Raw genomic sequence first — 12094 nt, 5'->3', positions numbered from 1 at the left:
GGTTCGCCGAAGACGGCACAATATGTAACTACAGGTAACAAGCCTGTCCGACCCGGTCCCCTGAACCCGTATGCCCCACACTTCCGCCCCCCGAATTGCCTACCTGGAGGACGAGCCCGAAACCGCTGAAGCCGTGTGTGGATGGATCAAGGAAGCCGGCCTGGAGGTGGACCTGTTCGATCGCGGCGCCGACTGCGCGCGGGCCGTGGAGAGGGGGCAGTACGCGGCCTGCCTGCTGGACTGGCTGGTGCCAGACATGTCCGGGCCCGAGGTGCTGGCGCGGCTGCGGCTGCAGCTCAAGGAGGCCTGCCCGCCGGTGATTTTTCTGACGGCGCGCGACAGCGAGGACGACGTGGTGCAGATGCTGTCGGCCGGCGCGGTCGACTACCTGGTCAAGCCGGTGTCCCGGCCCATCCTGCTGGCACGGCTCAATGTGGTGCTGCACCGCTCAGGCCTGAAACAGGAAACCCGGCGCAACGCCTGGGGAGGGCTGGAAGTGGATTTCGCCAACCGCCAGTTCTTTGTGGAAGGCCGGCGCGTGGAACTGACCGAGCTGGAAACCGATTTCGCGCTCTACCTGCTGCAAAACGTGGGACGGCTGCTGACGCGCGCCCATTTGCTGTCGACGGTCTGGGGGCACAACACCGATGTGGAGTCGCGCAAGGTGGACGTGCAGGCCAGCGCCCTGCGCAGAAAACTCAAGCTGTCTCCCGAATCGGGCTGGCGCCTGGTCTCGGTCTACGGCCAGGGCTACCGGCTTGAGTGGCTGCATGAGTGACCACTCACCGTTTTCTTGTTCACCCGGGCCGGCGTGGCAAGCCGCCAAGCCTGCACGTTCTGGAAAATCCCCCATGTACAAACGCATAGCCGCCGCCGGCCTCCTGTCGCTGGGCCTCGCCGCGCTGGCCCAGACCCCGCCCGCGGCCGGCCTGCCCGAGAAGGCCTCCGCCGTGCCGGCCTGGCTGTATAGCGTGCGCCCCGGGGACACGCTGATCAGCCTGGGCCAGCGCCACCTGATAGACCCGCAGCGCTGGGACGTGGTGCAAAAGCTCAACCGGATCGCCGACCCGCACCGCATCCCGCCCGGCACGGTGCTGCGCATTCCGGCCTCCATGCTGCGCAGCAGCCCCGGCCAGGCCCTGCTGAAAACCGTGCACGGCAGCGTGCGCTGGCGCGAAGCCGAAGGGAGCTGGAAAACCGCGGCCACAGGCCAGGCCCTGCCCGTGGGTGCCGAACTCAGGACCGAGGCCCTGGCCAGCGCCACGCTGGAACTGGCCAACGGCACGCAGCTGCGTGTGCACCCGGGCTCGACGCTGGTGCTGGACACCCTGAGCCTGTATGCCAACGGGCTGATGGCCGACACGCGGGTGCGCCTGCTGCAGGGCCAGACCGAAATCACCGACAACCCGGGACGGCGCACACAGCAAAACCTGCGCGTGCTCACGCCCAGCGCCCAGGCGGTGGTGCGCGGCACGGTGTTCCGCGTCGGGGTGGAGGACGGCCAGACGCGCGAGGAAACCCTGGAAGGCTCGGTTGGCGTGGACGCCACCGGCAAAACCGTGCTTGTGGGGCCGGGCTTCGGCACCTTGGCGCGCGCCGGCGAGGCGCCCATGCCGCCGCGCGCCCTGCCCGCCGCGCCCAATGTGTCTACCCTGCCGGCCCGCCTGGAGCAATTGCCGCTGCGCTTTTCACTGCCGCCCGCGCGCGCCGAACAAGGCGGCGTGCTCTGGGGCCAGGTGTCGCAGGACAGCAGCTTTGACGCCATCCTCGCCGAAAGGACCTCGCAGTCCGGTGTGCTGAGTTTTGCCGACCTGCCCAACGGCCGCTATATCCTGCGCGTGCGGTCCCTGGATGCGCTGGGCCTGCAGGGCCTGGAAGCACGCCACAGCTTTACCGTGGCGGCGCGCCCCTTCGCGCCCGCGCTGCAGGCGCCGGGCCGGTCGGCCACGGTGCGCTCGCCGCGCCCCACCCTGCGCTGGACCCGTGCCGTCGACGCCGCCCGCTACCGGGTGCAGGCCTCCACGTCGGAGAACTTCGCGCAACTGCTGCTGGACCAGCCGGTGGCGCAGACCGAGTGGCTGCCCGCGGACGACCTGCCCGAGGGCAAGCTGCACTGGCGCGTCGCCAGCATCACGGCCCAGGGTGAGCAAGGGCCGTGGTCGGCCGCATCGCCCTTTAGCTACAAGCCCGCGCCGGGCCAGCCCGACCTGGGCCAGGCCGCGCTGCGCTACGAAGCCGACGCGCTGCTGCTGGAGCTGCCCGCGCCGCCGGCGGACCATCACTACCGGGTCTCGGTGTCGGCCACGGCCGGCATGGCGCCCGAGGACCAGCAGCAGAACTCTTCCGATGGCAAGGTCCGCCTGCCCCGCCCCTCGGGCGGCGCGCAGTACCTCGGCGTGCGCCTGGTCGACAACCAGGACGGCACCGCGGGCCCGCCCATGCTGCAGAAGATAGACGTGCCCTCGCGCCATCCTTATATGTGGATGCTGGGCCTGCCCTTGCTGCTGCTCTAGGCCGCCATGCAAGACCAGCGCCCGCCCCGCAGCGCGCACAGCCTGCGTGAATTCCTGGGCATGGGCTTGCTGCTGGCCGCGCTGGCCGTGGGCGTGAGCGCCAGCGGCTGGCTCGCGCGCCTGGACTATTTTCTGTTCGACCTGTCGCAGCGCCTGGGCACGCAGCCCGCGCCGACCGGCGTGGTGATCGCGGCCATAGACCAGGCCAGCTTGCAGGAGCTGGGCCGCTGGCCCTGGCCGCGCCGCGTCCACGCCGATTTGCTGCAGCAGATCTGCCGGGCCTCGCCCAAAGCCGTGGCGGTGGACATTGCCTTCAACGAGATCGGCGACGACCCGGCCGGCAACCAGGCCCTGGCCAAGGCCTTGCGCGCCTGCGGCAATGTGTCGCTGCCCGTGGTGATGGAAAGCGCCCGCCAGGGCGGCCAGTTGCTGGAGTCGCCGCCCATCCCGCTGCTGGCGCGCTCGGCGGCCGGCCTGGGGCGTGTGAGTGTGCGCCTGGACGAGGACGGCGTGGCGCGCGGCGTTGACCTCTGGGAAGGCGTGGGCAGCGCCGACTGGCCCTTGCTGGCGCAGACCGCGCTGCAGATCAGCGGCTGGCAACCCCCGGACGGCGCGGCCCCGCCGCAGCCCGGCGATACGGCGCGGCTTGTCACCGACGAGGCGCCCACGCTGCTGCGGCGCGAGCCCCGGCTGCTGCGTTTCGCCGGGCCGCCCGGCACCATCCCCAGCGTCTCGGCGGCCGAGCTCATGCGGCCCGGCGCGCCGGCCCAGGCGCTGCGCGGCAAGATTGTGTTTGTGGGCGCCACGGCGGCCGGCATGGGCGACATCCTGTCCACGCCGGTCACCACGCATGGCGCCGCCATGCCGGGCGTGGAAGTGCTGGCCAATGTGTTGCTGAACCTGCGCGATGAGCGTTTTATCGTGCCGCTGGGCAGGGCCTGGACGCTGGCGCTGAGCGCCCTGCTGGCGCTGGTGCCGCTGCTGTGGGGGACGCGCTTCATGCCGCTGCCGGGCCTGCTGGCCAACGCGGCCTGGCTGGCCGTGCTGGCCGGGCTGGCCCTGGCCCTGCCCCTGGTGTCCGGCATCTGGTTCGCGCCCTCGGGCGCCCTGGTCGCCGCGATCGCAGCCTACCCTTTGTGGAGCTGGCGCCGCCTTGAAGTCGCCAGGCGCTACCTGGACTGGCAACTCCATCAACTGACGGGCGCGCCCGCGGACAGCCCGTTTTACCGGCTCAGGTTCGAGCAGCGCATCGACTATGTGAAACAGGCGCAGCAGCGCTTTCACGACCTGCACAAGGAACGCGAGGAGACTTTGGCCTTCCTGTCACACGACATCCGCGTGCCCCTGGCCGCGGCCGTGCAGCAGCTGGGCGGCGGAACGCTGGACGAGACGAATCAGCACCGGCTGTTCCAGCAACTGCGCCGCGCGCACAAACTCGCGCAATCGTTTTTGTCGCTGGCCCGCGTGCAAAGCCTGGAGCAAAAAGACCTGCGCGAGATCGACCTCGGCAGCGTCGCGCACCAGGCCGTCGACGCGGTCTATGAATCGGCCCAGACCCGATCGGTGCGCCTGCTGCGCCACATCCCCGACGAGCCGGTGTGGATACGCGGCGACTTCCACTTGCTGGAGCGCGCACTGGACAACCTGCTGCACAACGCCCTGCGCTTCTCGCCGGCGGGCGCCACCGTCACCTTGGCGCTGACCCTCAAAGGCGGGCAGGCCGAGCTGTCGGTGGCCGACCAGGGGCCGGGCGTCAGCGCGGAAATGCTGCCCCATTTGTTTGAACGCTTCAGCACGCAGAAAGCCACGCAGCGCCCCGCTCACGGCACCGGCCTGGGCCTGTACTTTGTGCACAACGTGGCGGAGCGCCACGGCGGCCAGGCGGGTTATGAAGCGCTGGCGCCTGCCGGGGCGCGTTTGTGGATACGGCTTCCGCTGCTGTAGCCGAGCGCTGTCGGCTCAGGCCCGCCGACCCAGCCGCACCGTGGTGACACCAGGGCGCAATTGCCGCAGCGAAGGCATGACCAGCACACAATCGTCATAAGGCGTGGTCACCTCGCGGCCCGCATCGGTCGCGATCACCGTGCCGGCCCTGGCAATCACTTCGCCGCCGCTGTAGCTGTCGCTGAAACGGAAATCCATGGATGCGGCGACCACGCGGTCCGTCACCACCACGGGCGCGGGCGGTTCCCGGTCAGGCAATAACCAGCCCATGGGCGCCTCGCTGCGTGCCAGCGCGCCGGCTTGCACCAGGAAACGCATCAAGGTGTCGCGCACGGCGCTGACGGCGCGCGGGTCCCAGTGCTGGCCGGCTTCGAGCAGCAGCGCGATGCGCTCGCCGTGCGCGTCCGAAAACTCACCATAGTCGCGCATGCGCACGCCGTCGGCATGGCCGCTGTCGACCACCACCTGCGACGCGGTGCGCAGGGCCTGGGCAAAGGCGATGTTGCGCGCCAGCGTGCCGGTGACCAGCAAGGGCACGCAGGGCTCGTGCATGGAGTGCAGGTCCAGCAAATGCGTGGCGCGGTCCACAAAAGGCCGCAGCTGGCGCGCGCGGTCCAGCTCGGCGCTGCGGCGCGGGCCGTCCAGCGTTTCGGCTGCCCAGACACGGTTGAAATCTTCATCGGCAAAACGCGAGTCATCGGGCCGCGCGGCATCGAAGCGTTCAAACGCGGCGACATTGCAAAACGCCAGCGTGACCCGGCCGCGCGCCGGCCGCCAGCCGGCGGCCAGCAGTTCGGCCAGCGCGATGGCGCCCGAGTATTCATTGCCGTGCACCAGGGCCGTCACCAGGATCTCGGGGCCGGGTGCCGCGCCGCTGCGCTCATGCACATGGTCGACACCGGTGTTCGAGGCCGACCAGCGCGCCAGGTTGGGCGCCAGCGTATTGACCGGATGGTGCATCAGCTCGCCGCCCCGGTGCTGACGGCCTTGTTGACCACGGCGCGCACGCGCTGGGTTTCGGCGCGCACAAAGGCCGTGAGCGCCTGCGGCGTGCCGCCTTCGTTGGAAATGCCGGCCTTCTGCAGTTTTTGCCAGACGGCTTCGTCACGCAGGATCTCGTTGAGTTCGCGGTTGAGCCGCACGACCATGGGCGCGGGCAGCTTGGCCGGGCCGAAGAGGCCGAACCAGACGTTCATGTCATAGCCCTTGAGCCTGGGGTTCTCGGCCAGCGCGGGAATTTGCGGCGCGGCGCGCGAGCGTGTGGGCGTGGTGACGCCCAGCGGAACCATCTTGCCGGACTCGATGTGCGGCAGCGCCGAGGACAGCACCGAGACGCTGAACTCGATGTTGCCGCCCAGCAGGTCCTGCAGCTGCTGGCCCGCGCCGCGGTAGGGCACGTGGCGAAACGTGGTGCCGGCCATCAGGTTGATGAGCTCGCCCGACACGTGCAGCGGCGTGCCTATGCCCGAGGACGCAAAACTCAGCTGGTTGCGTTCGCGTTTGGACTTGGCGATGGCTTCTTCCATGGTCTTGACGCCGGTCTGGGTGTTGGTCACAAACACCATGGGCGTGACGCCTATCAGCCCCACCGGCGCCAGGTCGGTTTCGCCGTTGTACTTGATGGCGGCGTTGTAAAGCCTGGCGATGGACACCTCGCTGCCCGAGCCCAGCAGCAGCGTGTAGCCGTCCGGGTTGGCGCTCACGACTTTCTGCGCGCCTATGGTGCCGCCGGCGCCGCCCACGTTCTCGATGACGACGGGCGTGCCCAGGCGCTTGGACAGCGGCTCGGCGATGATGCGCGCGACCAGGTCCACGCTGCCGCCGGCGGGGTAGCCCACCACCAGCGAGATCGGTTTGGCCGCGGGCCAAGCCTGGGCTTGCGCAGTGGAAAGCGCCGAACAGGCGAGCAGCGCCAGCAAAGCCGACGCGGCCCCGCGCAAAGCGCGGGCCAGGGGAAATGGAAGGACGGGGGAATGTGTGGGCATGGCTGTCTCCTTGTGGGTGGAGGCAGTCTAGGAACCGGCGCCCGGCAAGCGCATGCGCATCACGCATGGGCGCATGCGTATGTTTGTTCAGGCGCTGGAGGCCGTCCAGATCTTTTGCACCAGCTCATTGCGCGGGCTGCGGTTGCGGTAAAGCCGTATCTCGAAGCGCACGGCAATCCCCTGCGGGTCGGCAGCCACCAGCCGGCCGCCGCGCAAATCATCGCCCACCAGGCCGCGCGGCAGCCAGGCCAGGCCCACGCCCTGCAGGGCCTGCTCATGCAGGGATTCGGCGAAGTCGGACTCGGTCACCGTGTGCAGAAAGAGTTCGCGCGCATCGCGGCTCAGCCCGTCCTGCAGGATCTGGCTCAGCGCCAGCGTGGGCGCGTAACCGAGCACGCGCGCCGGCTCGCGCGCGCTGCCGGGCAAGGCATGCAGCGCCCGGCCGTCGGGGCGCGGCGCGCTCACGGCCACAAGTTCGTCGGTGCCCAGGGTCTGTCCCTCGAAGGCCTGGCCGTCCAGCAGCATGGGCAGGCGCGGGTGCGTGAAGGACAGCAGGAAGTCGGCCGCGCCCTGCTCCAGCGCGGTCGCGCCTTCGTGGATGGAGCCCGTGAGTATGCGCAGGCGGAACTCGCCGGCACCGCGCTTGACGCGCGCCAGCCAGCCGGGCACGGCGGTGCGCGACAAGGTGCGGCCGGTGGCCAGCGTGACCCAGTCCAGGCCGCCCTGCGCGTGCTGTATGCGGGCACGCACATCATTGAGACCCATCACGACGCGGCGCGCCACGGGCAACAGCTCCTCCCCGGCGGCCGTGAGCGCCAGCGGCACGACGGCACGGTTGACCAGGTCGGCACCGGCCCAGAGTTCCAGCGCGCGCACGCGGCGCGAGAACTGCGGCTGGGTCACATGGCGCAGCTCGGCCGCACGCGAAAAGCTGCGCTCGCGTGCCAGGGCAATGAAGTCTTCCAGCCATTTGTGGTCCATGGCAGCACCTTGTTGGGGAGATCAGGCGATGGTATCGCCTGCCGGGACACCCCTGCGGGGATTGGCCGTAGCTTTGTCGAATTCGCGTTCTATACGGCCAATTGATACGGCCAATAAATCAGCTCAGTCCGTCCACAGCTCCCGCATGGCACGCACGAAGGACTGCGCACGCTCCGGCGAAGGCGCGGCGACGCGCTGGCCGGCCACAAACACCTCGCCAAACGCCGCGCCCGGACTGGAGAACACCAGCGCGTCCAGCAGGTGGCCGGCCGGCACACCCAGCAGCGCGGGGGATTCCAGGTCCAGCGTGACGAAGTCGGCGCGATGGCCGGGTGCCAGGCCGGCTTGCATCTGGCCTGTGGCCGGCAAGCCCCCTGCAAGCGCGGCTTCAAACAAGCCGGCGGCACTGCTTTCGCTGCCCAGAACGCGCGCGGCGATATTGCGCTGGCGCAGCGTGAGGCGCTGGGAATATTCGAGCAGGCGCAGCTCTTCGGGCCAGCTGCGCGTGACGTGGCTGTCGGAGCCTATGGACCACTTGCCGCCCGCGGCGGCATAGGCCGGCAGGTCGAACACGCCGTCGCCCAGGTTGGCCTCGGTCGCGGGACAGATCACGATGGCCGCACCCTTGCCCTGCACGCCCTGCAGTTCGGCCGGCGTCGCATGGGTGGCATGCACCAGGTTCCAGCGGGCGTCGACTTCGGCATTGTTCAGCAGCCATTCAATCGGGCGCTGGCCGGTGTGCGCGATGCAGTCCTCGACCTCCTGGGTCTGCTCGGCGATGTGGATGTGCACCGGCAGGCCGGCTTGCTTGGCCGCGGCTGTGAGCTCCTTCAAGGCGGCCGGCTCGGCGGCGCGCAGCGAATGCACAGCCACGCCGACATGGATGCGCGCATCGCCTTGTGTTTGGCGCCGCACCTGCTCGACGACGCGCATCACACTCTCGGGTGTCGACGAGAAACGGCGCTGGTCTTCGCGCAGGCCCGCGGCCTTGAAGCCCGAGCGCATGTAGAGCGTGGGCAGCAGGGTCAGGCCTATGCCGGTGCGCTGCGCCGCGCGCACCAGAGCCAGCGACATCTCGGCCGGGTCGGCATAGGCCGCGCCACTCACATCGTTGTGCAGGTAGTGAAAGTCGCAAACCTCGGTGTAGCCGCCGGCCAGCAGCTCGGCATAGAGCTGGCCGGCAATTGCCTCGAGCTGGTCCGGCGTGATGCGGTTGGCCGCGCTGTACATGCGGTCGCGCCAGCTCCAGAAATCGTCGGAGGCACGGGCGCCCGCACTGCGGCGCTCGGTCAGGCCCGCCATGGCGCGCTGGAAGGCATGGCTGTGCGCATTGACCAGGCCGGGCAGCACCGGGCCGCCCAAACGTGTGGCGCCTTCCCGTTGCTGCGCCGTGGCGCCGGGCTGCACGCTGTGCCAGCTGCCATTGGCGGCTACCGTGAGCAGGACGTCCTTGGCCCACGCCCCCTGCACCCAGGCCTGGGGCGCGAAAAATGTTTTGGTATCGCTGCGCATGGCGGTTCAGGTGTACAGGTGGAGGGCGGCGTGCAGCGCGCCGGTCACCATCATCTTCAACAAGGGCTGCACCTGCCACGCCAGGGCTTCGTCATAAGCATAGGGCGGCACTTCCTGCATGTACAGGCTCTGGCACATCTCCAGCTGCACGGCATGCACGTCCTCGGCAGGCCGGCCGTAGTGGCGCGTGATGTAGCCGCCCTTGAAGCGGCCGTTGACGGCGAGGCTGATGTGAGGCGCGGCATCGCAGGCCTGCACCACCGCGTCGGTGATGGCCTCGTGCGCGCTGGCCCCGCCGGCCGTGCCGATGTTGAGGTCGGGAAGCTTGCCTTCGAACAGCCAGGGAATGTGCGAACGTATGCTGTGCGCGTCCCACAGCAGGGCAAAGCCGTGCTGCGCCTTCAGGCGCGCGAGTTCGGCGGCCAGCGCCGCATGATAAGGCTGCCAATAAGTTTCGCGCCGCCGCGCGCGCTCTTCGGGCCCGGGCTCATGGCCGGGCCGGTAAAGCGGCGCGCCGCTGAAAAAGCGCGTGGGGCACAGCTCGGTGTTGGACGCGCCCGGGTACATGGGTGCATCGTCGGGCGGACGGTTCAGGTCTATCACGTAGCGCGAGTAACGGGGCCGCAAAACGCTGGCGCCCGCAATGGGCAGGCACTTATAGAGCCGGTGCAGGTGCCAGTCGGTGTCTTCGACGCCCAGCGCCTCTTGCGTGTAGCCGGCCTTCAGCTCGGCCGGGATCTCCGTGCCTACGTGCGGCATGCTGACCAGCAGCGGCAGCGTGCCGCGCTGGAGGCTGAACACTTCGCTGTCGTCGCTGAAGTCACTCATGATATTCCCTGAAAAAAGTGGGGCGCGAAAGCCCGGAAGATGGCGGCCCGGTCAGTTGCGGGACAACACGGCCTGGAGGAAGTCACGCGTGCGGGCCTGTGTGGGCCTGGTAAAAATGATATCGGGCGGCCCGGCTTCAATCAAGGCGCCGCCGTCCATCACCACCACGACGTCGGCGACCTCGCGCGCGAAATCCATTTCATGGGTCACGACCATCATGGTCATGCCCTCGCTGGCCAGCAGCTTCATGACCTGTAACACCTCGCCGACCAGCTCGGGGTCCAGCGCGGAAGTGGGCTCGTCAAACAGCATCAGCTGGGGCTGCATGGCCAGCGCGCGGGCAATCGCCACCCGCTGCTTCTGCCCGCCCGACAGGCTGGCCGGCATGGCATGGGCCTTTTGCCGCAGGCCCACCTTGTCGAGCAGGGCCAGGGCTTCGGCTTCGGTTTGCTGCCTGGACAAGCCGCGCACCTTGCGCGGGCCGACGGTGATGTTGTCGATGACCGACAGGTGCGGAAACAGGTTGAAGGACTGGAACACCATGCCGACGTCTTCGCGCAAATGGTTCAGCGCCTGGTCGTCCAGCATGCGGCCGGCGTCGGCCAGCAGGCGGCCGCAGATTTCAACCCGGCCGCTGTCGGGTTTCTCCAGCCCGTTGCAGCAGCGTAAAAACGTGCTCTTGCCGGAGCCGCTGGGGCCTATGACCACCACCACCTGCGAAGGCTGGACGTCAAAATCAATGCCGTGCAGCACCACGTGCTCGCCGAAGGACTTGCGCAGTCCCCGGATGTTGACGATGGGTTTACCGGCGGCCGGTGTGCCGTTGACGGGTTGCGGCATGTTCATTGCACCATGCCTCCGGCGCGCAGCCGCTGCTCGATGCGGCGCAGCGCGAGCGTCGTCAGGCCGGTCAATACAAAATACATGACGGCAATCACAAGATAGACCTCCAGTGAACGATAGGAAACGCTGATGATTTTCTGTCCCTCATGCATCAGCTCATGGATGGTCAGCAGCGACACCAGCGCGGAGTTCTTGATCAGCGCGATGAACTCGTTGCCCAGTGGCGGGATCATGCGCACCAGGGCCTGCGGCAAGATGATGTTGCGCATGGCCGTGCCGTAAGACATGCCGATGGAGCGCGCGGCCTCCATCTGGCCCTTGTCGATGGACTGGATGGCGCCGCGCACGATCTCCGACACATAGGCGCCGGAATAAATGCCCAGGCCGATCACGCCGCAGACAAAGGCCGGCAGCATGATGCCGAACTGCGGCAAGCCGAAAAACAGGATGAAGAGCTGCACCAGCAGCGGCGTACCGCGTATGGCCGCCACGTAGCCGGTGCACAGCGCGTAGACCACGCGCCGGGCCGGGTTGAGGCGCCCTATCCCCACCAGCAAACCCATGATGCAGCCGAGCACCAGGGCCACCGCGGTGATTTCCACGGTCACCAGCGCGCCCGAAAGAAGGCTGCGCCATCCCGCGAAAGCCGGGGAGAAATCGAGTTCCATCCGATGCGCTCCCGGTCTTATTTAGCGGCGGTGGTGTTGCTGAACCACTTCTTCACGATCTGCGCATAGGTGCCGTCGGCCTTGAGCTTGGCCAGCGCGCCGTTGACGGCCTTGGTCAGCTCGGGCGTGTCCTTGCGCAGCGCCATGCCGTACTCTTCGGTGGTGAGTTGCTGCTCGAGCACGCGCTGGCCGCCGCGGGTGCGCACATACTGGAAAGCGGCAGGCTTGCCGGTCACGGCCGCGTCGGCGCGGCCTATGTCGACCAGGTTGAACATCTCCTGGTTTTTCTCGACTTCCACCAGTTGCACCTGCGGGTAGTTGGAGGCCAGGTAGCTCACGGACTTGGTCCCGACCTGCACGGTCACCTTCTTGCCGTTCAGGTCGGCCAGCGTCTTGATGGCGGTATTGCCCTCTTTCACCATGGCCACCAGGCCGCCCGCATAGTAGGAGTCGGTGAAGTCCACGACCTTTTTGCGCTCGTCGGTGATGTAGATGGCCGACACCGCCATGTCGAAGCGCTTGGAGACCAGCCCGGGAATCAGGCCCTTGAAATCGATATCGACCCATTCGACACGTTTGTTCAAGGTCTTGGCAACGGCCTCCACCAGTTCGATGTCAAAGCCGGTGCGTTTGCCGCCTTCGACGAACTCCATGGGCGGGAAGGTGGCATCGGTCCCGACGCGAAGCACGTCCTGCGCGTGCGCGCCCAGGGTAGCCAGTCCGAGGACGGCAAAGCAGGAAGCAAGGAATTGGCGGCGAAAGTTCATGGGGTTTTCTCCAGGGGGTTAAGTCAATTCGACGGTTCAGGGACTCGGCTGCC

General features: G+C 68.2%; 11 protein-coding genes. 3 read left to right on the top strand and 8 right to left on the bottom strand.

Annotated elements, in window-relative coordinates:
• Positions 1-70 precede the first annotated feature (70 nt).
• From ACEN9P_RS15665 to ACEN9P_RS15655, 3 genes are all read left to right on the top strand, one after another.
• Positions 71-778 carry a response regulator transcription factor gene (locus tag ACEN9P_RS15665; protein ID WP_477661350.1) on the top strand — a complete coding sequence of 236 codons (708 nt, stop codon included), beginning with the start codon at positions 71-73 and terminating at the stop codon, positions 776-778.
• A gap of 73 nt (positions 779-851) precedes the next feature.
• Entirely contained in the window at positions 852-2513 is a 1662-nt protein-coding gene (locus ACEN9P_RS15660) for a FecR family protein (protein WP_495619755.1), read from the top strand.
• 6 nt (positions 2514-2519) lie between these two features.
• A complete protein-coding gene (locus ACEN9P_RS15655) occupies positions 2520-4457 on the top strand; it encodes a CHASE2 domain-containing protein (RefSeq protein WP_477700920.1) in 1938 nt (645 codons plus the stop codon).
• A gap of 15 nt (positions 4458-4472) precedes the next feature.
• Here ACEN9P_RS15655 and ACEN9P_RS15650 read toward each other — a convergent pair whose 3' ends face one another.
• From ACEN9P_RS15650 to ACEN9P_RS15615, 8 genes are all read right to left on the bottom strand, one after another.
• Complete coding sequence (locus ACEN9P_RS15650; RefSeq protein ID WP_495619754.1) at positions 4473-5417, bottom strand: M14 family metallopeptidase; 945 nt, start codon at positions 5415-5417, stop codon at positions 4473-4475.
• Positions 5417-6442, bottom strand: coding sequence for a Bug family tripartite tricarboxylate transporter substrate binding protein (locus tag ACEN9P_RS15645; RefSeq protein ID WP_495619753.1), 1026 nt, complete (start codon positions 6440-6442; stop codon positions 5417-5419). Before ACEN9P_RS15645 ends, ACEN9P_RS15650 begins: the two co-directional genes overlap by 1 nt.
• 87 nt (positions 6443-6529) lie before the next feature.
• Positions 6530-7423 (bottom strand): LysR family transcriptional regulator, encoded by an 894-nt coding sequence (locus ACEN9P_RS15640; RefSeq protein ID WP_477661355.1) that lies wholly within the window; start codon positions 7421-7423, stop codon positions 6530-6532.
• Between the two features lie 123 nt (positions 7424-7546).
• Positions 7547-8935 (bottom strand): formimidoylglutamate deiminase, encoded by a 1389-nt coding sequence (locus ACEN9P_RS15635; protein ID WP_495619752.1) that lies wholly within the window; start codon positions 8933-8935, stop codon positions 7547-7549.
• Between the two features lie 6 nt (positions 8936-8941).
• Entirely contained in the window at positions 8942-9763 is an 822-nt protein-coding gene (gene hutG, locus ACEN9P_RS15630) for an N-formylglutamate deformylase (RefSeq protein ID WP_495619751.1), read from the bottom strand.
• Between the two features lie 51 nt (positions 9764-9814).
• Positions 9815-10609, bottom strand: coding sequence for an amino acid ABC transporter ATP-binding protein (locus tag ACEN9P_RS15625; protein ID WP_495619750.1), 795 nt, complete (start codon positions 10607-10609; stop codon positions 9815-9817).
• Positions 10606-11274 (bottom strand): amino acid ABC transporter permease, encoded by a 669-nt coding sequence (locus ACEN9P_RS15620; RefSeq protein WP_074576377.1) that lies wholly within the window; start codon positions 11272-11274, stop codon positions 10606-10608. Before ACEN9P_RS15620 ends, ACEN9P_RS15625 begins: the two co-directional genes overlap by 4 nt.
• Positions 11275-11291: 17 nt before the next feature.
• Positions 11292-12041, bottom strand: a complete 750-nt coding sequence (locus ACEN9P_RS15615) for a transporter substrate-binding domain-containing protein (protein WP_477661359.1) — start codon at positions 12039-12041, stop codon at positions 11292-11294.
• Positions 12042-12094 lie beyond the last annotated feature (53 nt).

It is taken from the genome of Polaromonas sp. Polasp52 (assembly GCF_059491565.1).
This window is presented reverse-complemented; position numbering and strand designations above follow the sequence as displayed.